Consider the following 21,253-nt stretch of genomic DNA (forward strand, 5'->3'; position numbering starts at 1 on the left):
GCTGTCCGGCATCTGCACATCGATCTGCTGCCCGCCTTCCAGGGCCGGGGCCATGGGCGGGAGTTGATGGGAACACTGCTCGGCACCCTCCACGCACGGGGCGTCGGCCTGGTGCACCTGTGCATGGCGGACGCCAACACGGGCACGCGGCTCTTCTACGACCGGCTCGGCTTCCACGAGATCGAGGGGCCGCCGGTGTCACCTACCTGGGGCGCGACACCGGGCCAGTGGGAGCCCGATCGTAGGGTGGCCGCCGTGGACAGACCATCTGGTTCGAACGGGTGCACAACTTCCGGGACTTGGGCGGCTCCGGCACTGCGGACGGCGGCCGCATCGGAAAGGGCGTCAGAGGTCAGGAGACGGAGAGCAGCAGCTCAGGGCGGTCCCACATGACGGCCGGGGGACGGGCCTCGACGGTGCCGGTCCGCCGGGCGCCCACGCTCAGGTAGAACCCCTCCGCGGGCGGGTGCGCGACGATGCGCACGGCGTCGAGACCGGCCGTCCCGGCCCGGCCGGTCAGGTGCTCGATCAGGAGTCGGCCGATGCCCAGCCCCTGCGCCTCATCGGCCACGAACATCAGATCCAGCTCGGGCGGCGACAGCACCAGCGAGTAGAAGCCGAGGACTCTGCCGCTGTCGTCTGCCGCGACGAACACCTCGTGCGCCTCGATGTAGTCGGGGCCGACCCGGTACCCGGCGACCATCGGGGCGTAGTGCCCCCGGTAGGCAGCGGACCCCCGCACCAGCCGGGTGAGCCGCCTGGCGTCCGCGCCGGTCGCGCGGCGGATCGCCGGGGCCGCCGGGCGGCCGGCCCGTCGCCCGGGGGCATCGTTCGATGGCAGGGGTGACGTCATGGAACAAGTATGACGCGCCCGGGTCGGCCGCCGGGGTGCCGGCGACCGGCCGCGCGGTCCGGGAACGGTTCAGACGCCTCGGGAGCGGGGTGGGCGGATACGGCCGTACCCGCCCACCGCTCCGGTTCACACCGTCGTGTCGAGGAAGCCGGCCACCATGGCGGCGAACTCGTCCGGCGCGGCGATCCGGGTGCCCAGCTGCTCCGCCTTGTCCCTCTTGGAGCCCGCGTTCGCCCCGGCGACCAGGAGCGAGGTGCGCTTGGACACGCTGGAGGACGACTTGCCCCCGGCCCGCTCGATGAGCTCGTTCATCTGGTTGCGGCTCAGCTTCTCCAGCTCACCCGTCATCGCGCCGGTCACGACCACGGTCATGCCGTGGAGCGGGCCGGCGTCCTGGTCCGTCCGCGCAGGCGCCCCCGGACTTGCCTGGTCCCCTTCGGGCAGGCCCGCTTCGGGACCGGCGCCGCCGCCCTCGGTCACCGCGCCCCGGTATGTCGCCCCCGGCTCGGTCATGTTGACGCCCGCGGCCGTCAGCCGGTCGATGAGCGGGGCCAGCTCCGCCAGTTCGGCCACGACCGTACGGGCCTTCTCCGCGCCGATGCCGTCGACCTGCTGGAGGGCTTCGGCGTCGGCCGTGCGTATGTGCTCCATGGTGGCGAAGTGCCGGGCGATCCGGCGGGACATGGAGCGGCCGGTGCCGCGCACACCGAGGGCGCAGAACACCCTCGACAGCGGCCGGGTCCTCGCGGTGTCGAGGGCGGCCAGCAGGTTGTCGGTGCTGGTCTCTCCCATCCGGTCCAGCCCGAGCAGCTGCTCGCGGGTGAGGCCGAAGAGGTCGGAGAAGTCGCGGACCAGGCCGGCGTCGACCAGCTGGACGACCCGGGTGGTACCGAGCCCTTCGATGTCGAGCTGGTCCCGCCCCGCCGCGTAGGAGACCGAGGCGACGGCATGGCAGTCGCGGCCACGGACGCATCGCCAGCGCTGTTCGGAGGTGTCGATGCCGGAGCCGCACTGGGGGCACACCTCGGGGAAGACGACCGGCTGCTCGGCGCCGGTGCGCAGATGAGCGACGGGGGCCTCGATGCGGGGAATGATGTCGCCCGCCTTGTAGACCATCACCCGGTCTCCCGTGCGCAGATCCCGGCGGGTGATGTCGGCGGGGTTGTGCAGCGTGGCGTAGGTGACGGTCGATCCGTCGATCTCGACCGGCTCGAGCACGGCGCGCGGGGCGATGATGCCGGTGCGGCCCACGTTCCACTCGACACCGAGCAGGGTGGTGACCTTCTCCACAGCGGGGAGCTTGTAGGCGACGGCCCACCGCGGCGCCCGGGAACCGGAGCCGGCCGCTGCCTGGTCCTCGGCCAGGTCCGCCTTGATCACGATCCCGTCGATCCCGAACGGCAGGCCGGGGCGGGCGGCGGCGATCTCCGCGATGCGTTCCTGGATCGCCGCCGTCGCGCTCAGGGTGCGCGGTGCGACCGGGGTGCTGTGGGCGGTGTGCACACCCAGCCCCGCCACATGGCGCATCACCTCGCTGTGCGCCCACTCGCCGAGCCGGGCCGTGAGCTCGGCGCCGGAGTCGGGCAGGGCCAGTGCCGCGTAGCCGAAGAAGGTCATCTCGACCGTGTACTCGCGGTCCCGGGCGCGCAGGCTGCCCGCCGCGCCGTTGCGCGGATTGGCGAAGGGCGTGCCACCGTGCCCGGTGCGCGCGGCGTTCGCCCGCTCGAACTGCTCGTCGGTCATGAGCACTTCGCCGCGGATCTCGAGCGTCGCCGGCTCGGTCAGTCGCTGCGGCAGTCCGGCGATGGTGCCGATCGCGTGCGACACGTCCTCCCCGGCCGTGCCGTCGCCCCGGGTGACGAGCCGGGCGAGGCGCCCCTGTTCGTACCGGGCGGCGACGGCGAGGCCGTCCAGCTTGGGCTCGACGCTCCACACCGTGACGGGCCGGCCCGTGCGGCGCTCCACGGAAGCGGTCCAGGCGACGAGCTGCTCCGGGGAGAAGACGTTGTCCAGGGAGAGCATCGGTACCGTGTGCGGCACGTCGCCGGACACCGCGCCGCCCGCCACCTTCCCGACGGGGGAGACCGGTGACGTCTCGTCGGGGTGCTCCTGCTCGTACGCCGCGATGCCGCGGACCAGGCGGTCGTACGCGTCGTCGTCCAGAGGGCTCTCGCCGGTGGCGTAGTACGCGGAGGCGGCACGGGTCGCGGTCGCGACCGCCTCGGCGTACGCGGCGGCATCGGCGACCACGGCGGCAGGCGCGGCAGTAACGGCGGGTGAAGTCGTCATGTCGAACATACTGCCGCCCACCACTGACAATGGCCGTGGCGCGAGACTCGAACGCCTGTGGCACATGCCAGAGGCACCACCGGATCGAGTGTTGCCAAATCGCTTACGGCCCCTTGCCGCCTGTGCAACAGTCGTACCCGGTCCCTGTCCCAGACCCTGGCCGTGGCCGCGTTTGTATCGGAGTACGACATGCCGTCCCATGTGTTCGCGGACCGTACCGCTGAGCCGCCCGAGCGCGGAACCGTCGATGCGCTGATCACCCGGACGCGAAGACTTCGCGGAGACGTCGACGCGGTGCGCCCCGACGGCGCGTCGACGGAGGACGATCCGCAGGGCCGCTGGCAGCGCGCCCTCTGTGACCTGGCGCTCCACCATCTCGACGACTTGGGCGCGCACTTGGGACAGCTCAAGGAAGGGCTCCCGCAGCAGGCCGCCGACGAACTCGCCCGTGAACTCGCCGAGTACGAGGCGGACGGCGCGGTCGGCACCGGCTCGCTGCTCAGCCGGGTCGGCAGCGCCGAGTGGAACCTCCTCACCGACGAGGTGAGCTGGTCCGACGAGCTGTACCGGATCCTGGGACGCGATCCCTGCTGCGGCCCGATGTCGCTGGACGAGCTGCCGTCCGTCGTGTTCGCCGAGGACCAGCCGCTGCTGACCGCGATGGTGACCGACTGTCTCGTCGACGGCCGGCCCATCGACGGCGAGTTCCGTCTCGTCCTGCCCGACGGCCGGGTGCGCACCGTGCACATGATGGGCGAGCCCGTGCTCGACGGCGACGGGTGCACCGCGTCGATGTGGGCCGTCCTGCGGGACGTCAGCGAACTGCGCCGCAGCCAGCGGGCCGTCCGGGAGACCCACGACTGGCTGCAGCGGCAACAGCACATGGAGCAGACGGAGCGCCGGCTCGCGGCCGAGATGCATGAGGCCGTGCTGCCCCGGCGCAGCACTTTCCCCGCCGGCGGCAGGGCGTCGCTGGATGTCGCGGCGCACTGCGTCCCGTCCCCGAGCGGTGCGCTCGTCGGCGGCGACTGGTACGACACGCTGCAACTGCCCGGCGGGGAAACGGTCCTGAGCGTCGGCGAACTGACAGGGCATGGAGTGAGCGCCGCCTCCTCCATGGCGATGCTGCTGGGAGGGCTGCGGGGCATGGCGGTGGCCGGTATCCGGCCGGGACCGCTGATGACGCACCTCAACCAACTCCTGGACACCTCCGCGCAGCCCGCTCTCGGCAGCGCGGTGTGCTGTGCTTACACCCCGCGCACCAGGACCCTCTCGTGGGCGCAGGCCGGCCACCCCGCCCCCCTGCTGTTCCGCAACGGGACGGGGCGGGCCCTCGTGGCGCCGGACGGTGTCCTGCTCGGTGCCACCGGCGGTGCGGTGTACGAGCAGGCCGAAGTCGCCCTCCAGCCGGGCGATCTGCTGGTGCTGCACACCGGCGGCCTGACGCGCACGAGTGCCGCCTCGGAGCCCGATGCGGACCGGCTGACGGCGTTGGCAGCGCGGTTCGCCCGGGCCGTGGATGCTCAGGAGTGCGTCCGTGCGATCGTCGAGGAGTTCGGTGAGCAGGAGCATGAGGGCGACGCCTGTGTGATCGTGGCAAGGGTCATCGCATGAAGCGGGCCGCCGCGGCGGCCGGCGGCTAGATACCCGCGCCTTTCGGCCGCGCCGGGGAGCCGGTGCGCGGCAGCGCGATCTGGATCTCCTCGCGCAGGTCCTCGATCTTCGCGTATCCCGCGTACTGCCCGGTCAGGCGGTACATCTGGCGCAGCCTGTCCCATGTCCGGTGCGAGGAGGTCTCCCCCATCGACACCAGGGCGAGCCGGGCGTAGCGGTCGGCCTGCTCCGGGTCGTCCGCGATGAAGCAGGCGGACGCCAGCGAGATGTAGTCGAAGATCTTCGAGCGCTGCCGGCCGCCCTCGCGCAACTGCAGTGCCTGCTTGGCATGTTTCTGCGCGATGCCCGCCGCCGAGGGGTCGTGGTCGGCAAGGGTGCGGTAGGCCAGTGCCTGCATGCCGTGGAGGTCGGCCTCGTCGAACATCTGCATCCAACTGGGCGGCGGTACGTCGCCCTTGTCGGAGACGAACAGTTCCTCGGCCTCACCGAGGGTGCGACGCATGGCCTGGCCTTTGCCCATGGATGCCTGCGCCCATGCCTCGATGGTGTGCAGCATCGCGCGGGTGCGCGGCAGGGTCTGCTCCCCGGAGCCGGTCCTGGCGAGCTTCATCAGGTCGAGCGCGTCGTCGGGACGGCCCAGATGGACCATCTGGCGCGCGGCGCGGGACAGTGCCTCACCGGCGCGTGGGCGGTCGCCGCCCTCACGGGCCGCGTGGGCGGCGATGACGAAGTATTTCTGCGCGGTGGGTTCGAGGCCGACGTCGTGGGACATCCAGCCGGCGAGCACCGCGAGATTGGCGGCAACGCCCCACAGGCGGCGCTGGAGATGGTCGGGGTGGTGGTAGGCGAGCATGCCGCCCACCTCGTTGAGCTGTCCCACGACCGCCTTGCGCTGGAGGCCGCCGCCGCGGGCGGCGTCCCATGCGCGGAACACCTCGACGGAACGCTCCAGTGCCTCGATCTCCTGCGACCCGATGGGGGCGGCCTCGTACCGGTCGTACCCAGCGGGGTCGGCGTGCAGGAGGTCGGAGGTGTGTGCGGCGCCCCGGGAGGCCGCCGGATCGGTCTTGAGCCAGTCGTGCATGGCGCTGCTGAGTGCTGAGCCCGCGGCAAGTGCCGCGCCGGCGCCCACCAGGCCGCGTCGGTTGAGCATGAGGTCCATTCCCGTGAATTCGGTGAGGACCGCCGCCGTACGGTCGGGCGCCCAGGGCAGACCGTCAGGGTTGTCGGTGCCCTGGACGTCCCGCCGCTTACCCGTTCGCCCGCTCCGTGCGAACCCGAGGTCCTCGATGGTCACGACACGACCGAGTCGCTCGGTGAACAGAGCTGCCAGCACCTTGGGCACGGGATCGCGCGGGGTCTCCCCCATGTCGATCCAGCGCCGGACCCGCGAGGTGTCGGTCGCCAGCTGCGGATGGCCCATGGCGGCCGCCTGCCGGTTCACGAGTCTTGCGAGCTCACCCTTGGACCATCCGGCCAGGCCGAACAGGTCGTACAGGCGGGTGTTGGGTTCTCTGCTCACGTCAAGCCCCCAGGTTCTCGGCTGAGTTGACATTAACGCGCTGTCATGGGGCGGGCGAGTATTCGCCAGGGTTCGCCAGGGTTCGCCAGATGGTGTGCCACCCGCGACGCGGTGTCAGGTAGGAAAGCGCCACCTCGCCCCGTCTGCCGGGGCACATTCCCCAGGGTGTTGCCCATGACATGTGGGGCGGGGCAGCGCACGCCACCTGTCGGCACACGAAGGGATCTGTATCGCCCATGTACACAGCATCGTCCTCCGTGTCCGCCCCGCCCCGGCTCCAGCAGCGCAGCGTGTTCACGGCCGGTACCGCACCGTATTCCGAGCCCGCCGCCGGCCGAGTCCCCAGGCAGGCCGGAACCGCCGGCCGACCCCTCAGCGGGAGGATCGACCTGTCCGGCCCTCAGGGAGCGCAGCTGCGCAAGGCCGTCGCGTCGGTGCACCGGATCTGTCCGGAGTTCAACCCGGTGCAGGTACTGCGCCGCAGCGGACGATCCGTACTGATCGTCGGAACGACGGGGCGTACCACGGCGGTCGCCAAGTGCTTACTGGACCACTCGCCGGCCTGGGCCGAGCGACTCCGGCACGAAATAGCTTCGTACCGCGCCTTCGTGCGGCACCGCCCACCGGTGCGGGTCCCGCGGCTGATCGCCGCCGACCCGGAGAACTGCACCCTGGTGATCGAGCGGATGCCGGGGCGGCCGGCGGCGCTGACCCGTCATCCGGTGGAGGCCCCGCCGCGTGCGGACGTGCGTGCCGTGCTGGGCGCGGTCGCGCGGCTGAACAGCTGGCGCCCACCGGCGGGGATGTTCGACGCGCCGCTGGACTACGGGTCACGCATCTCGCGCTACCACGAACTGGGGCTGTTCACCGACCGGGACCTGGGTGACCTGCAGAAGCTGCTGCACGGTCTGGCCCAGGCCGGGGGCAGGCAGGGGATGGGGCAGTTCTGTCACGGGGACGCGCTGCTCTCCAACATCCTCCTGGCGCCGACGGGTCCGGTGCTGGTCGACTGGGAGCACGCCGGCTGGTACCTGCCCGGCTACGACCTGGCGACGCTGTGGTCGGTACTGGGCGATGCCCCCGCGGCACGCCGTCAGATCAGTCAGCTCGCCCAGCAGTCGGGCACCGCGGCCCGGGACGCCTTCCTGGTGAACCTGATGCTGGTCCTGACCCGGGAGATCCGTACCTACGAGACGGCGGTGCAGCGCACCATGCGCGAGGCGCCGCCGGTCCCGGCCGGCCAGGCACAGCCCGGTCCGTCGGCCGGTGAGGAACAGCGGTTGCTGCTGAGGCGGCTGCACGACGACTGCGCGATGGCCCGCAGGGCCGTGCGTGCGGCGGTCGGCACTCGCTGACCACCGCCACAGAGGGGGAAGCGCGCTGCGCGCCCGGTGTCGGCACACCGCGCGCGCAGCGCACTGTGCTGTGCGCCGCGGCCGACGCCTCGGGCATGTCTTCCGTTCGGCGCCGCCGCCGCTGTCCGCCGAAGGTACGCATCTCCTGAACGCCTCGGCCATTGGTCCATGCCACTGACGCGCCGCAGGCCCGCGCGCCGCGGCCGCGAAAGTCGCCGAACGGCGGCTGACGTGCAAGTTCCTTGTCGGCGAGCATGATTGACGGATCGTCTGTGAGCCGATACCCATGGGCGTGTCCCGGCCCGCAGGTCCCGTTGCGCATCACTCGTCACTGGAGGCTGCATTGCAAGGATCGACTGCCCCACGGCCAGGCGGCGCCCGCCGCCGTCGCGCCTTGACCGCTGGGGGCGCGGTGGCGTGCGCCGCTCTGCTGCTGCCGCTGGTGTCGGCAGGTCCGTCGGCGACCGCAGAACGGGCCCCGGCCGGTTCGCTGCAGGGGGCCTTCGCCGCCGCGGCCGACGAGTACGGCGTGCCGGAGAGTGTGCTGCTCGGCGTCTCCTATCTGCAGTCCCGCTGGGACGGGCACGGCGGCGCGGCGAGCGTCACGGGCGGCTACGGCCCGATGCATCTGACGGACGCGAGGACGGCGCTGGCCGAGGCGCCGCACCATTCGCACGGCAGTGAGGACGCCCGCGGGGACGACACGCGTGCGGCCCGCCCGGTCGCCGAGGCGGCGCTGCCCGACCCCGGCGAACTGCCGCCGCGACTGCGGACGCTGGAACGCGCGGCAGAGGTGTCGGGCATCGGCGCCGAGCAGCTGCGGGACAGTGCGGCGGCCAACGTCCGAGGCGGTGCCGCGCTGCTCGCCGCGGCACAGCGCGAGCTGGGCAGGCCGGCCGGCCAGGACCCGGCGGACTGGTACGGGGCCGTGGCCAGGTATTCCGGCGCGGACGACGTGGCGACGGCGACGGCGTACGCGGACGACGTCTTCGACGTGATCCGCACCGGCCAGTCCCGGACCACGGACAGCGGTCAGCGGGTGGCGCTCGAGCCGCAGCCGGAGGTGGCGCCCGAGCGGGCGCAGGTGCGGGAGCTGGGGCTGCGCACGGCCGACGCGGGCAGGACCGAGTGTCCGCCGACGGTGGCGTGCGAGTGGATCCCGGCGCCGTACGAGGAGTTCGGCGCGGGCGACTACGGCAACCACGACCAGGGGAACCGGCCCGCGTCCCAGTCGGTCGACTACATCATCGTCCATGACACGGAAGCCTCCTGGGACACCACCCTGAAGCTGGTGCAGAACCCGCAGTACGTGTCGTGGCAGTACTCGCTGCGCTCGTCGGACGGGCACATCGCGCAGCACGTCCCGCTCGAGGACGTCGCCTGGCACGCCGGCAACTGGTTCGTGAACGCCAAGTCGGTGGGCCTCGAGCACGAGGGTTTCCTGGTCGCTCCGGACGCCTGGTACACCGAGGCGATGTACCGCACTTCGGCGCGGCTGGTGAGGTACCTGGCCAAGCGGTACGACATCCCGCTGGACCGGCAGCACATCCTGGGCCACGACAACGTGCCCGGTACGACGACGGCGACGATCCGCGGCATGCACACCGACCCGGGGCCGTACTGGGACTGGGCGCACTACTTCAAGCTGCTGGGCAAGCCGTTCACGCCCCAGGCGGGGCCGCGCAGTGCGGTGGTCACCATCCGTCCCGAGTACACGGAGCACCGGCCGCTCTACACCGGCTGCGTCAAGGCCGGGGAAGCGTGCGCGCCCCACGGTTCGGGTGCGGTGCGGCTGCACACCGGGCCGAGCGAGAGTGCTCCGCTCGTCAAGGACATCGGCCTGCGCCCGGGTGGGCAGGACTCGACGACCGCGGTGAACGACACGGGGGCGCGCGCGTCGACCGGCCAGCAGTACGCGGTGGCGGAGCGCCGGGGCGAGTGGACGGCGATCTGGTACCTGGGGCAGAAGGCCTGGTTCCACAATCCGGGCGACCGCCCGACTGCGGTCGGCGCGCGGGAGGCGGTGCTGACGCCGAGGGACGGTCTCGCGGAGGTGCCGGTGTACGGGAGGGCGTACCCGGAGGCGTCGGCGTATCCGGCGGGCGTTCCGGTGCAGGCTGTCTCGCCGCTGCCGTACAAGCTGCTCGCCGGGCAGAAGTACGTGGTCGGTGACCGGGTGCCGGGCGAGTATCTGTACGCGACCACGTTCGACACGGCGGGCCACCGGGTGGTGCGGGGCAAGGAGACGTACTACGAGATCCAGTTCGGGCACCGGGTGGCCTTCGTGAAGGAGGCCGATGTGCGGGTGCTCCGGTAGACCACGGGGCGCCACCGGTCGTGGGGTCCGGTGGCGCCCCGTTCGCCTTGACCTATTGTCCGACTAATCGCCGGAATGCGTGGGCCGTACGGGCGAAGGGTAGGGCTGGGCCGTCATGACCGGTCCGCGCCTGGTGCGCGGCTGCTCCCGAAAGGCCCTGGCGCACATGGCACAGCCCTTCGTACTGCCGGACTTCTATGTTCCGTATCCGGCCCGCCTCAATCCGCATGTCGAGGAGGCCCGGCGGCACTCCAAGAAGTGGGCGCGCCGGATGGAGATGCTGGAGGGGTCCGGCATCTGGAAGGAGAGCGACCTCGACGCACACGACTACGCCCTGCTGTGTGCCTACACCCACCCGGACTGCGACGCCGAGGCCCTCGGCCTCGTCACCGACTGGTATGTGTGGGTCTTCTTCTTCGACGACCACTTTCTCGAGGTCTTCAAGCGCAGTCAGGACCTGGCGGGCGGCAAGGCGTATCTGGACCGGCTGCCGGCTTTCATGCCGATGGACCTGTCGCAGGGCACTCCGGAGCCGACGAACCCGGTGGAGGCCGGGCTCGCCGACCTGTGGCGGCGTACGGTGCCGAGCATGTCCCCGGCGTGGCGGGCCCGGTTCGCGGAGGCCACCGAGCATCTGCTCAACGAGTCGATGTGGGAGCTCGCCAACATCGACGCCGGCCGGATCGCCAATCCCGTGGAGTACATCGAGATGCGCCGGAAGGTCGGCGGCGCCCCCTGGTCCGCCGGCCTGGTGGAGTACGCGGCGCAGGCCGAGGTGCCGGAGTCGGTCGCCGGCTCCCGTCCGCTGCGAGTGCTGCGTGACTCCTTCTCCGACGCGGTGCATCTGCGCAACGACCTCTTCTCGTACCAGCGCGAGGTCGAGGACGAGGGCGAGAACAGCAACGGCGTGCTGGTGCTGGAGCGGTTCCTCGGCTGTACGACGCAGGAGGCGGCGGAGGCGGTGAACGATCTGCTCACCTCACGGGTCCAGCAGTTCGAGAACACCGCGCTCACCGAAGTGCCCGCGCTGTGCGTCCAGAAGGGTCTCTCGCCGGCGGACTGCGCGGCGATCGCCGCGTACACGAAGGGACTGCAGGACTGGCAGTCCGGCGGCCACGAGTGGCACATGCGCTCCAGCCGTTACATGAACGACGGTGTGGCCACGGAGCGTTCGTCGTTCGAGGGGGTGCTGGGCACCTCCGCGCTGGACATCCGGACGCTGTTCGGCCGTCCCGCCGCGGCCCGGCTGCGGACACTGACCCACCGGCCGCAGCGGGTGGGGCCTTCGTGGCTGCCCGAGTTCGACCTGCCGTTCCCGTTGACGCTCAGCCCTCATCTGGAGCATGCCCGCGCCGCGTCCATCGCCTGGGCCGGCCGGATGGGTCTGCTGGCCGACATCTGGGACGAGGCGAAGCTGACCGGCTTCGACCTGGCCCTGTGCTCCGCGGGGCTCGACCCGGACGCCACGCCGGAAGAGCTGGAGCTCAGCGCCGAGTGGCTGACCTGGGGGACGTACGGCGACGACTACTACCCGGTGGTCTTCGGACGGTCCCGCGACGTCGAGGGAGCCAGGCTCAGCAACGAACGGCTCAAGGACTGCATGCCCGTGGACGAGCCCGAGGCCGGCGCCGGGGTCGCGGTCACCCCCATGGAGCGCAGCCTGGCGGATCTGTGGGCGCGTACCGCCGGGCCGATGTCCCCGGGTGCCCGGCAGTCGCTGCGGAACGCGGTCGACGTGATGCTGGACAGCTGGCTGTGGGAGCTGCACAACCAGGCCCAGCACCGGGTCCCCGACCCGGTCGACTACATCGAGATGCGACGGTTCACCTTCGGCTCCGACATGACCATGAGTCTGTGCCGGCTGCGGCACGAGGGCGAACTGCCGCCCGACCTGTACGCGAGCGGGCCCGTGCGGGGCCTGGAGAACTCGGCGATGGACTACGCCTGCCTGCTCAACGACCTCTTCTCGTACCAGAAGGAGATCGAGTACGAGGGGGAGGTCCACAACGCGGTGCTGGTGGTGCAGACGTTCTTCGACTGCGACCACCGGACGGCCGCCGCGATGACCGACGCTCTCCTGCGGTCCCGGCTGGAGCAGTTCCTGCACACGAAGGAGCACGAGCTTCCCTTGGTGTGCGAGGAGTTCGGTCTGGACGAGAAGGGGAGGGCGGCCCTCGACTCGTATGTGAAGGAGCTCGAGGACTGGCTGGCGGGCATCCTCAACTGGCACCGGAAGGTGCGGCGTTACAAGGAGGAGGATCTGCGGGGCGGCGCGTCCCCGTGGCGGCTGGGCGCGCCCACGGGGCTCGGTACGTCGGCGGTCCGGCTGTCGCTGCCGGCCCAGCGGTCGGCGGTCAGGGTGTAGCGGGTCGGTGCGGCCGGTCGGGGGTGCGGCCGGTCCGGGGTGCGGCTCCGGCCGGCCCTGTCTCTCCGGCGGCACGTCGGCTGATGCGGCGAGAGGGGCACGACAGAACTGCCCGGGGCGGGGCCCCGGGCAGTGGGTCGGACATCGGAGGAGCGGCTCAGCCCTGCTGGAACAGCTCCGCGGGCAGCGGCTTGAGCAGCGCGTAGAGGTCGTCGGTGATGGGCCGGTCCCAGCTGGCGATGGTGACGAGCACATTGTCGCTGCGGTCGAACTGGACGCAGGAGATGCGGCTTTCCGAGAGCTTCAGCCGGCGCACGATCAGCAGATTGTCACCCTGCATGACCGGCGTGTCCTCGACGTCGGTGACATGGACCGGCTCTTCGTTCTCCAGCGCGAGCAGCAGCTGCCCCACCTCGAAGGGGATCTCCCCCTCCGCGACCTCGCGGGCCGGCGAGCCCTCCGGCAGGTTGCCGATGATCATTGCGGGTCCCCGGCCGCCGAACAGGTCGTAGCGCAGGAACACGCCCTGGCAGCTTCCGTCCGGGGCGGGCAGCAGTCCGGCGCCGAGGTTTCCGGGCCAGTCCCCCGGGTCCATGGCCAGGACATCGAAGTCCGGGCCCGCGGGTGTGGCGGCGCTGCGGCGGCGGAGGAAGGACATAACCGCAATGGTACGGGTACGGGGGGACTCGGCCGAGCCGGGGCCGGGGCCTGTTGAACGCGGCTGCCCCCGTTGCCGTATCCATGGGAGCACCGGCGGCGGAGCGTCGGTGCGGGTGCACGCCCCCTCCGTGTGAGGAGCAGGTTCCCACCGGGATTCCGTACCGACGTGAGGATCATTCCATGAACGACCGCACCACTCCTCCCCTGCAGGCCCTTCCCGACGGCGAGGCGGAACTGCGGCTGGTGGTCCGCCTCCACTGGGAGGACGTCGCCGCGCTCGGGCAGGAGGCGGGCCGGCTGGCGGCCCGGATGCAGCGTCCGGTGGGTCTCGACGAGGCCGCGAGTCACCGGCTGCGCAGCCGCTCCGCCGGCCGCACCACGCCGCCGGCGACGACAACGCCCACAACGCCGACGTCAGCGGCCCCGTCCACGAGCGGTCAGCAGCTGCCGCCGGCGACGTCGGTCTCCTCAATCTCCGCCCGTAACCCCGCCGACCACGCCCGACAGGCCATCGAGAAGATCAACGGTACGGCGGGGCCGGGGCGGGACATGACGCACACCGCCTGAGCGGGCCCGTACTGTCCCGCCGCGTTCGCCGACGGGAGGCCCGGCGCGCCGGGCACGTCAGGTGAGGTCGAACTCGCCGTCCCGTGCGTTCAGCACGAAGGCACGCCACTCCGCCGGGGTGAAGATCAGCGACGGGTTCTCCGGACGGCCGCCGTTGCGCATCGCGATGAATCCCTCGACGAACGCGATCTGCACGTCCCCGGTGCCCTGAGTGCCGGAACGCCAGTCCGCGTTGCTCAGGTCGAGGTCCGGCTTCTCCCACCCGGAAAACATGTGCGTGGTTGTGGTGGTGGTGGTGCTCTCGGCCACGTCCCTGCTCCTCCCGCGTCGTCTCCCGGGCCAGCCTAGCGACGACACCCGGTCACGGACAGGGTGCCGCACGTGACGGTACGGCGGAGATCACACGGCGGGCGGTTCGCGGCCGACCACCCACATGGCGAAGAACTGGGCCCCGCCGCCGTAGGCGTGGCCGAGCGCCCTGCGTGCCCCGTCCACCTGGTGCTCGCCCGCCTGCCCGCGCACCTGGAGCGCGGCCTCCGCGAAGCGGATCATGCCGGAGGCCCCGATGGGGTTGGTCGACAGCACCCCGCCGGAGGGGTTGACGGGCAGGTCGCCGTCGAGTCCGGTCGCGCCGGACTCGGTGAGCTTCCAGCCCTCGCCCTCGGCGGCGAAGCCCAGGTTCTCCAGCCACATCGGCTCGTACCAGGAGAACGGCACGTACATCTCCACCGCGTCGATCTCGCGGCGCGGGTCCGTGATGCCGGCCTGCCGGTAGACGTCGGCGGCGCAGTCCTTGCCGGCCTGCGGCGACACGAAGTCCTTGCCTGCGAACATGGTCGGCTCACTGCGCATCGCCCCGCCGTGCACCCATGCGGGCCGCCGGGGCGAACGGGCGGCGCCCGCCCGGCCGGTGAGGACCATCGCGCACGCCCCGTCGGAGGAGGGGCAGGTCTCGGAGTAGCGGATCGGGTCCCAGAGCATCGGTGACGCCTGGACCTTCTCGAGGGTGATGCCGTGCTCGTGGAGGTGCGCGTACGGGTTCTTCAGCGCGTTGCGCCGGTCCTTGTACGCGACCAGGGAGCCGACCGTGTCGGGTGCGCCGGTGCGGCGCATGTAGGCGCGTACGTGCGGGGCGAAGAAGCCGCCCGCGCCGGCGAGCAGCGGCTGCTGGAAGGGGACCGGCAGGGACAGGCCCCACATGGCGTTGGACTCGGACTGCTTCTCGAAGGCCAGGGTGAGCACCGTCGTGTGCACCCGCGCCGCCACCAGGTTGGCGGCGACGAGGGCGGTGGAACCGCCGACGGAGCCGGCCGTGTGGACGCGGAGCATCGGTTTGCCGACCGCTCCGAGCGCGTCGGCCAGATACAGCTCCGGCATCATCACGCCCTCGAAGAAGTCGGGCGCCTTGCCGATGACGACGGCGTCGATGTCGGCCCAGTCCAGGTGCGCGTCGTCGAGGGCCCGCCGGGCGGCCTCGCGGACCAGTCCGGCGAGGGAGACGTCGCGGCGGGCGGCGACATGTTTCGTCTGGCCGATGCCGACGACGGCGACGGGCTCAGCGGGCATGGGCCTCTCCTTCGAGGACGGCGACCAGGTTCTGCTGGAGGCAGGGCCCGGAGGTGGCGTGGGCGAGCGCACGGTCCGACTCGCCGCGGTGGATCCGGGCCGCGGCCTCTCCGATCCTGATCAGTCCGGCGGCCATGACCGGGTTGGCGGCGAGCGCTCCGCCGGACGGGTTGACCCTCACCCTGTCGTCGAGGTCGAGACTGCGGCGTAGGACGATCTCCTGCGAGGTGAAGGGGGCGTGCAGCTCCGCCGTGTCGACGGGACGCTCGAAGGCTCCGGCCCGCTCGGCCGCGAGCCGTGTGGAGGGCGAGCGGGTGAGGTCCCGTACGCCGAGGCTGTGCGCCTCGATGCGGTGGTCCATGCCGCGGATCCAGGCGGGCCGCCCGCACAGCTCGCGGGCCCGGTCGCCGGCGGCCAGGATCACGGCGGCCGCGCCGTCGCCGACGGGCGGGCAGTCGGAGACTCTCAGCGGCCGGACGAGGTACTCGCCGCGCGGGATCTCTCCCTGAAGCTGAGCGTGCGGGTTGGCCGAGGCGTCACCGCGGCTGCGGGCCGCGACGGCGGCGAGCTCCGGTTCACCGGTCTCGCCCGCGTCGATCAGCGCCTGCGCCTGCAGGGCGGCGAGGGCGACCGGGTCGGGCCAGAGCGGGGCCGCGTAGTAGGGGTCGAGCTGCCGGGTGAGCACGTCGCGGACCTCACCGGGCGACGTCTTGCCGTACGCGTAGACGAGCGCTGTGTCGGCCTGGCCGGTCAGCAGCTTCACCCACGCCTCGTACAGTGCCCAGGCGCCGTCCATCTCGACGTGGGACTCGCTGATCGGGGGCCACGCGCCGACCCCGTCGAGCGCCATCGTGAACGAGAACGCCCGGCCCGCGAGATAGTCGCTGGACCCGGAGCAGGTGAAGCCGATGTCACCGGTCCGCAGGCCGGTCGCCCCGAGCACCCGGTGCAGCACCGGCATCAGCATCTCGACCTCGGACGAGTCGTCCGTGCGGCGCCGGTGGCGGGTCTGGGCGAAGGCGACGACGGCGATGTCCCTGCCGGTGCCGCTGCCGTTCGGGGTGGCGGTGTCCCTGCCGTCCGGCGCGTCGTACCGCGTCACAGCAGCTCCCTGTAGGTGTCGTAGTCGGCGTCCGGTTCGCCGGTGGGCCGGTAGTGGTCGGGGTGCCGGGCCCCCTCCCGCCACACCGGCTCGACGCGCAGGCCCATGCGGACCCGGTCGTACAGGATGCCGCCGATGCGTCCGTGGAGGGCGAGGCCGGCGCCGTCCAGGGCGATGTGGGCGTAGACGTAGGGCACCTCGATGTCGAGATTCTTCGCCTTGATGTTGACGACGCAGAAGGTGGTGACCGTGCCGCGCGGGCCGACCTCGACCTGCTCCCCCGTGGCGACGCCGCAGGTGGGGCAGGCGCCGCGGGGCGGGACGTAGACCTTGCGGCAGGACGGACAGCGTTCGCCGACGATCCGGTGCTCGGTGAGGGCGGCGAGGTGGTCGCTCTGGGCGCGGCCGGGCGTGTAGGTGTAGTCGAGCCTGGCGGGGGCGACGATGCCCGTCACGGGCCCGGCGGCGGATTCGGGGAAGGTGCCGCTGTGGGCACGCGGCGCCGCGTCGGGCTCGCTCCCGTACGGTTCGAAGCAGGCGATGTCCGTGATCGCGCCGCTGCGCTCGGCCGCCCAGCGCACCCGAACCCGCATCCCGGTGTGCACGGCCTCGGGGCCGGGGGCGTCGAGGACGTGCAGGAGGGCGGTGTCCGCGCCGTCCAGGCGTACGAGCACCCAGGCGAACGGGGTGGCGAGCGGCTGCTGCCGGCGCGGGTGCGGGTTCCACGCCCAGGTGGTGACGGTGCCGGTGGCGTGCACCTCCACGAGGTCGCGGATCTCCTCGGCGGTGACGGGGTCGTACTCGACGGGCGGGACGAGCACCGTGCCGTCGCCGGTGCGCACGCCGAGCACGGTGCGCTCGCGCAGGCCGGTCAGGAAGGCGCTCTGCACGGGCCCGAGGGAGCGGGTGAAGGGGAACTCGACGACCAGCGGGGCGCGCAGCACATCGGGCATGGGGCTCTCCTCTCAGGCGCGCCGGTAGACGGGGTCGCGCTTCTCGGCGAAGGCGCGGGCGCCCTCCTTCGCGTCGGCGGTGTCGAAGACGGGCCGGCCTCGTTCCAGTTCGGCGGCGAGTCCGTCGGTCTCGGTCATCTCCGCCGTCTCGTACACCGATGCCTTGACGGCCTCGACGGCGAGCGGGCCGCAGGCGTTGATCTGTTCGGCGATGCCCAGGGCCGCTTCGAGGGCGGTGCCGTCGGAGACGACACGTCCGACGAGGCCGATGCGTTCGGCCTCTGCCGCGGTGTAGGGGCGGCCGGTGAGCAGCATCTCCAGGGCGTGCGTGCGCGGGATCTGGCGTGGCAGGCGTACGGTCGAGCCGCCGATCGGGAAGAGGCCGCGGCGGACCTCGAGGAGTCCGAAGGTGGCGCTCTCGCCCGCGACCCTGATGTCGGTGCCCTGGAGGATCTCCGTCCCGCCGGCGACGCAGTACCCCTCGACGGCGGCGATGACCGGTTTTCCGGGGCGGTGGTGGCGCAGCATGGCCTTCCAGTGCAGATCGGGGTCGGCCTTCATCCGGTCCCGGTACCGCTCGCCCTCCATGCCGGCGCCGGCGAGCGCCTTGAGGTCCATGCCCGCGCAGAAGGAGCCGCCCGCCCCCGTGAGGACGACGGAGCGGACGGTGTCGTCCGCGTCGGCCGCGAGCCAGGCGTCGTACAGGCCGACGAGCATGGCGATCGAGAGGGCGTTCTTCGCCTCCGGCCGGTTCAGGGTGACGATCAGGGTGGCGCCCTCGCGCGCCACGCCGAGGTGCTCGGTGCCCGTGCGGTGGTCGCTGCGATGTTCCATGGGGAACCTCCCGTCCCAGACCTGGAACAGGTTGCAGCAGCCGGGCGGCCAGTTCAATAGTTTCCTGACACTCAGTCAGATTCTCTTGCCCGTGCCCCTTCCCAGTTGTGCCTGCCGGCGCTCTAATGACGGCCAGGTTCGCCGGGTGTCAGGAGGAGCGGTGGAGTACAACCTTGCCGACCTGTTCGAATCCGTGGTCGACGTCGTGCCCGACCGCGAGGCGCTCGTGTACATCGACCGTCCCGGGACGGGTGCGCAGCGCCGGCTCGACTACGCCGCACTCGACGCGGCGGCCAACCGGATCGCCCACCATCTGCTCGACACGGGCATCGGGCCCGGCGAGCATCTCGGGCTGCACCTCTACAACGGGATCGAGTATCTGCAGACCGTGCTGGCCTGCCTCAAGGCGCGGATCGTGCCGGTGAACGTCAACTACCGGTACGTCGAGGACGAGCTGGCCCATCTGTACCGCGACGCCGACATCACCGCGCTCGTCTTCGACGCGGAGTTCACCGAGCGGGTGGCAGCGGTGCGGCCACGGACCGGAAAACTGCGGCACCTCGTGCGCGTCGGCACACCGCCCGACGGGGCACCGCGCCTGGACGCGGTCGCCTTCGCCGACGCCGAGGCGGCCGGCTCGCCGCGGCGCGGCTTCGCGCCCCGGTCTGCGGACGACCGGTTCATCATCTACACGGGCGGCACCACGGGCATGCCCAAGGGGGTGGTGTGGCGACAGGAGGACCTGTTCTTCGCCGGGCTGGGCGGCGGCGCACCGACCGGCGAGCCCGTGTCACGGCCGGAGGAGCTGGCCGAGCGGGTGGCCGCGGGCGGCGACGGGATCACCTTCTTCCCCACTCCCCCGCTGATGCACGGCACGTCGACGCTCACCGCGTTCATCGGCTTCAACTTCGGCCAACGGGTCGTACTGCACCGCAAGTTCGTGCCGCACGAGGTGCTGCGCACGATCGAGCGGGAGAAGGTCACCAGTGTCTCGCTGGTCGGCGACGCGATGCTGCGGCCGCTGATCGACGCACTGAACGGACCGCTCCGGGGATGCGACCTGTCCAGCCTCTTCAGCGTCTCCAGCTCCGGGGCGATCATGTCGGACTCGGTGCGCGACGAGTTCGGCGCGCTGGCTCCGCACGTCATGCTGCTGAACAACTTCGGCTCCTCCGAGTCGGGGTTCAACGGCACCGCGACCGACGACGCAGGACCCGCGACCGGCTTCCGGCTGCGGGTCAACGCCCGTACGACGGTGGTCGATCCGGCCACGTACGAACCGGTGAAGCCGGGCGGGACCGGCCGGGTCGCGCAGTGCGGGCACGTACCGCTCGGCTACTACAGGGACCCGGCGAAGTCGGCGGAGACGTTCTTCGAACGCGACGGTGAACGATGGGTGCTGCTCGGCGACATGGCGACCGTGGACGAGGACGGCATCGTCACCGTCCTGGGCCGGGGCTCGCAGTGCATCAACACCGGCGGCGAGAAGGTGTACCCGGAGGAGGTCGAGCAGGCGCTCAAGGCCCACCCGGACGTGTACGACGCGCTCGTCGCGGGCGTACCGGACCGCAGGTGGGGCAGCCAGGTGGCCGCCGTCGTGCAACTGCGCGAGGGCGTGTCCGCACCCAGTCTGGACGCGATCCGGTCACACTGCCGCAACCGGCTGGCGGGCTACAAGATCCCCCGCCGGCTGGTGATCACCGAGGAGATCCGGCGCTCGCCGAGCGGCAAGGCGGACTACCGCTGGGCCCGGGAGGTCGTGACCCAGGCGGCGGAGGGCCGCCGTCCAGCGGGCGGCGTGGTGTGATCAGTCTCCGTCGCCCGGGCCGCCAGGCAGGATCCGCTCGCCGTTGAAGACCCCGAGCCGTTCCCGGTACAGCTCCAGCGGTACGCCGTTCGGGTCGCGGGAGGCCAGCGGGCCCTCGGGCCGTTCCGGCGTCGGCCGCGGCGGGTCCAGGGGCAGCAGCGGGGGCGCGCCCTCGATCACGAGCCGGCGGACGAGCCCGGGGTACTACTCGGCCAGGAGTACGGCGGCCGCGCCGCCCATCGAGTGGCCGACGACATCGACCGGGCCGAGCTCCAGGGCCCCGATGAAGGCGCTCAGGTCGTCCCTGAACGCCTCGAACCCGTAGCTGCCGGGCCAGTCGCTCAGCCCGTGGCCACGGAAGTCGGGGCGTACACGCGGCGGGTCGCGGCCAGGCGCTCGGCGATGCGTGCTCGCGCAGCGCCTCGACGTCGTCCACCTGGCGGTCGCAGCGGTGGGTGCCCGCGTCGGCCGGTACGGCAGAGCCCGCCGGTGCCGCGCAGGTCGAGCAGCACGAGCCGCCGGCGGGTGGTCAGGCCGCCGAGATCGCCGAGGTACGCGGAGGCACGCATCGGCCCGCCCGGCAGACAGATCAGCGGCTCGCCCTCCCCTGCGGTCCGGTAGGCCAGTTCAGTGCCGTTTCGCACGACGTGAAGGACAAGGCGTGGACGTCCCCCGGAGGTTCCCGCGGGGACGTCCCTCGGCCGTGCGCGTGTGGCCGTGCGACTGGGGCTGTGTCCGTCAGGGGCGGCGCGGCTCGCGCCGCATGGCCCACAGCACCGGCCCCTCCCCCGGCAGCCGCAGCTCCTTGCGCACGGTGAAGCCGAAGTGCTCGTAGAATGGGAGGTTGGACGGTTTCGAGGACTCCAGACAGACGGGCAGACCCGCCGCGTCGGCCTGGGCGAGCCCTGAGCGCAGCAGGGCGGCCCCCTGCCCCTGGCCCTGGGCGGCCGGGTCGGCGCCGATGAGTGCCAGGTACCAGTGCGGCTCCCGGGGTGTGTGCTCGGCGGCCGCCTCGACGGCTTCCCGGAACAGCCCGGCCCGGTCACCGAGAATGTTCTGGAGCTCCTGGACGGTCTCCGCGTCGGGCACGGCCTTGGCCTGCGCCTCCGGGGGCACCCAGAACGCGGCCGCCGCCTCGGTGCGCTCACACACTCCGTGGTGGACGTACTGCCGGGTGAAGATCGTGGTGAAGTAACGGCCCAGTGCTCCCTCGCGCAAGGCGTCGTCGGGGAAGAACCAGCGCATCATCGGGTCGTCGTCGAAGGCGCGGGTCAGGGTGCCGGTGATCAGCGGAGCGTCGTCGATCGTCGCCGGCTTCGGCGTGTTCCTTATCGGCATACGGGCCATTCTGCACTTGTTGATCTTGCGGTTGCGGGGCGGGGCCCGGTCCGTTCACCGAGCAATGCCTTGACGGGCGCCGGGCCGGGCTGAATAACTGATCCCGAATGG

The 21,253-nt window shown here is 71.9% G+C and carries 17 protein-coding genes and 1 pseudogene; 7 read left to right on the forward strand and 11 right to left on the reverse strand.

Annotated features, from left to right (window positions below; all coding sequences use genetic code 11):
- Window positions 1-66: 66 nt before the first annotated feature.
- Complete coding sequence (locus tag OGH68_RS36095) at window positions 67-393, forward strand: hypothetical protein (RefSeq protein ID WP_319020171.1); 327 nt, start codon at window positions 67-69, stop codon at window positions 391-393.
- Here the strand turns inward: OGH68_RS36095 and OGH68_RS01480 are convergent.
- Together OGH68_RS01480 and ligA are read right to left on the reverse strand one after the other, a co-directional pair.
- Window positions 353-853, reverse strand: coding sequence for a GNAT family N-acetyltransferase (locus tag OGH68_RS01480; RefSeq protein ID WP_264241423.1), 501 nt, complete (start codon window positions 851-853; stop codon window positions 353-355). The genes OGH68_RS36095 and OGH68_RS01480 overlap by 41 nt on opposite strands.
- A gap of 126 nt (window positions 854-979) precedes the next feature.
- The gene (ligA, locus tag OGH68_RS01485) at window positions 980-3,151 is read right to left on the reverse strand and encodes an NAD-dependent DNA ligase LigA (protein ID WP_413470916.1); all 2,172 of its coding nucleotides are present in this window, start codon (window positions 3,149-3,151) and stop codon (window positions 980-982) included.
- Between the two features lie 180 nt (window positions 3,152-3,331).
- Here ligA and OGH68_RS01490 point away from each other — a divergent pair, with 180 nt between their 5' ends.
- Complete coding sequence (locus OGH68_RS01490; RefSeq protein ID WP_264249849.1) at window positions 3,332-4,756, forward strand: PP2C family protein-serine/threonine phosphatase; 1,425 nt, start codon at window positions 3,332-3,334, stop codon at window positions 4,754-4,756.
- A gap of 25 nt (window positions 4,757-4,781) precedes the next feature.
- Here the strand turns inward: OGH68_RS01490 and OGH68_RS01495 are convergent, their stop codons facing one another.
- The gene (locus OGH68_RS01495) at window positions 4,782-6,278 is read right to left on the reverse strand and encodes a hypothetical protein (RefSeq protein WP_264241425.1); all 1,497 of its coding nucleotides are present in this window, start codon (window positions 6,276-6,278) and stop codon (window positions 4,782-4,784) included.
- A 236-nt stretch (window positions 6,279-6,514) separates the two neighbouring features.
- Between OGH68_RS01495 and OGH68_RS01500 the strand changes: the two genes are divergently transcribed.
- The 3 genes from OGH68_RS01500 to OGH68_RS01510 all read left to right on the forward strand — a co-directional run bounded on the left by OGH68_RS01500 (window position 6,515) and on the right by OGH68_RS01510 (window position 12,315).
- Window positions 6,515-7,633 (forward strand): aminoglycoside phosphotransferase family protein, encoded by a 1,119-nt coding sequence (locus OGH68_RS01500; protein WP_264241426.1) that lies wholly within the window; start codon window positions 6,515-6,517, stop codon window positions 7,631-7,633.
- Between the two features lie 343 nt (window positions 7,634-7,976).
- Window positions 7,977-9,950, forward strand: coding sequence for an N-acetylmuramoyl-L-alanine amidase (locus OGH68_RS01505; protein ID WP_413470917.1), 1,974 nt, complete (start codon window positions 7,977-7,979; stop codon window positions 9,948-9,950).
- A gap of 166 nt (window positions 9,951-10,116) precedes the next feature.
- On the forward strand, window positions 10,117-12,315 hold the full coding sequence (locus tag OGH68_RS01510) for a terpene synthase family protein (protein ID WP_264249850.1): 2,199 nt from the start codon (window positions 10,117-10,119) through the stop codon (window positions 12,313-12,315).
- Window positions 12,316-12,472: 157 nt separating this feature from the next.
- Here the strand turns inward: OGH68_RS01510 and OGH68_RS01515 are convergent, their stop codons facing one another.
- A complete protein-coding gene (locus OGH68_RS01515) occupies window positions 12,473-12,973 on the reverse strand; it encodes a hypothetical protein (RefSeq protein ID WP_264241428.1) in 501 nt (166 codons plus the stop codon).
- A 182-nt stretch (window positions 12,974-13,155) separates the two neighbouring features.
- On the opposite strand from OGH68_RS01515, the gene OGH68_RS01520 reads away from it, so the two are divergent.
- Complete coding sequence (locus OGH68_RS01520; RefSeq protein WP_264241429.1) at window positions 13,156-13,542, forward strand: hypothetical protein; 387 nt, start codon at window positions 13,156-13,158, stop codon at window positions 13,540-13,542.
- A gap of 57 nt (window positions 13,543-13,599) precedes the next feature.
- On the opposite strand, the gene OGH68_RS01525 is transcribed toward OGH68_RS01520, so the two are convergent.
- The 5 genes from OGH68_RS01525 to OGH68_RS01545 form a co-directional block, all read right to left on the reverse strand.
- A complete protein-coding gene (locus OGH68_RS01525; RefSeq protein ID WP_264249851.1) occupies window positions 13,600-13,815 on the reverse strand; it encodes a DUF397 domain-containing protein in 216 nt (71 codons plus the stop codon).
- 126 nt (window positions 13,816-13,941) lie between these two features.
- On the reverse strand, window positions 13,942-15,108 hold the full coding sequence (locus OGH68_RS01530) for a thiolase domain-containing protein (protein ID WP_264241430.1): 1,167 nt from the start codon (window positions 15,106-15,108) through the stop codon (window positions 13,942-13,944).
- Window positions 15,098-16,141, reverse strand: a complete 1,044-nt coding sequence (locus tag OGH68_RS01535; protein WP_264249852.1) for a thiolase domain-containing protein — start codon at window positions 16,139-16,141, stop codon at window positions 15,098-15,100. The genes OGH68_RS01530 and OGH68_RS01535 overlap by 11 nt, the downstream gene beginning before the upstream one ends.
- Window positions 16,142-16,206: 65 nt before the next feature.
- Complete coding sequence (locus OGH68_RS01540; RefSeq protein ID WP_264241431.1) at window positions 16,207-17,163, reverse strand: Zn-ribbon domain-containing OB-fold protein; 957 nt, start codon at window positions 17,161-17,163, stop codon at window positions 16,207-16,209.
- 12 nt (window positions 17,164-17,175) lie between these two features.
- Window positions 17,176-17,997 carry a crotonase/enoyl-CoA hydratase family protein gene (locus OGH68_RS01545; RefSeq protein ID WP_264241432.1) on the reverse strand — a complete coding sequence of 274 codons (822 nt, stop codon included), beginning with the start codon at window positions 17,995-17,997 and terminating at the stop codon, window positions 17,176-17,178.
- A gap of 160 nt (window positions 17,998-18,157) precedes the next feature.
- Here OGH68_RS01545 and OGH68_RS01550 point away from each other — a divergent pair, with 160 nt between their 5' ends.
- Window positions 18,158-19,804 carry an acyl-CoA synthetase gene (locus OGH68_RS01550; protein WP_264241433.1) on the forward strand — a complete coding sequence of 549 codons (1,647 nt, stop codon included), beginning with the start codon at window positions 18,158-18,160 and terminating at the stop codon, window positions 19,802-19,804.
- Window positions 19,805-19,915: 111 nt separating this feature from the next.
- On the opposite strand, the pseudogene OGH68_RS01555 reads toward OGH68_RS01550, so the two are convergent.
- Both OGH68_RS01555 and OGH68_RS01560 read right to left on the reverse strand, forming a co-directional pair.
- A pseudogene (locus tag OGH68_RS01555) lies at window positions 19,916-20,448 on the reverse strand (alpha/beta fold hydrolase); the annotation flags it as partial.
- Window positions 20,449-20,542: 94 nt separating this feature from the next.
- A complete protein-coding gene (locus OGH68_RS01560; RefSeq protein WP_264241434.1) occupies window positions 20,543-21,142 on the reverse strand; it encodes a GNAT family N-acetyltransferase in 600 nt (199 codons plus the stop codon).
- Window positions 21,143-21,253: the final 111 nt, after the last annotated feature.

The sequence above is a fragment of the Streptomyces peucetius genome (assembly GCF_025854275.1).
Lineage (GTDB): Bacteria > Actinomycetota > Actinomycetes > Streptomycetales > Streptomycetaceae > Streptomyces > Streptomyces peucetius_A.

Coding starts and splice junctions, on each gene's coding strand:
- OGH68_RS01530 (WP_264241430.1), bottom strand. CDS start 15,108: ATGCCCGCTGAGCCCGTCGCCGTCGTCGGCATCGGCCAGACGAAACAT.
- OGH68_RS01510 (WP_264249850.1), top strand. CDS start 10,117: ATGGCACAGCCCTTCGTACTGCCGGACTTCTATGTTCCGTATCCGGCC.
- OGH68_RS01515 (WP_264241428.1), bottom strand. CDS start 12,973: ATGTCCTTCCTCCGCCGCCGCAGCGCCGCCACACCCGCGGGCCCGGAC.
- OGH68_RS01545 (WP_264241432.1), bottom strand. CDS start 17,997: ATGGAACATCGCAGCGACCACCGCACGGGCACCGAGCACCTCGGCGTG.
- ligA (WP_413470916.1), bottom strand. CDS start 3,151: ATGTTCGACATGACGACTTCACCCGCCGTTACTGCCGCGCCTGCCGCC.
- OGH68_RS01500 (WP_264241426.1), top strand. CDS start 6,515: ATGTACACAGCATCGTCCTCCGTGTCCGCCCCGCCCCGGCTCCAGCAG.
- OGH68_RS01540 (WP_264241431.1), bottom strand. CDS start 17,163: ATGCCCGATGTGCTGCGCGCCCCGCTGGTCGTCGAGTTCCCCTTCACC.
- OGH68_RS01490 (WP_264249849.1), top strand. CDS start 3,332: ATGCCGTCCCATGTGTTCGCGGACCGTACCGCTGAGCCGCCCGAGCGC.
- OGH68_RS01525 (WP_264249851.1), bottom strand. CDS start 13,815: ATGTTTTCCGGGTGGGAGAAGCCGGACCTCGACCTGAGCAACGCGGAC.
- OGH68_RS01520 (WP_264241429.1), top strand. CDS start 13,156: ATGAACGACCGCACCACTCCTCCCCTGCAGGCCCTTCCCGACGGCGAG.
- OGH68_RS01480 (WP_264241423.1), bottom strand. CDS start 853: ATGACGTCACCCCTGCCATCGAACGATGCCCCCGGGCGACGGGCCGGC.
- OGH68_RS01560 (WP_264241434.1), bottom strand. CDS start 21,142: ATGCCGATAAGGAACACGCCGAAGCCGGCGACGATCGACGACGCTCCG.
- OGH68_RS36095 (WP_319020171.1), top strand. CDS start 67: ATGGGAACACTGCTCGGCACCCTCCACGCACGGGGCGTCGGCCTGGTG.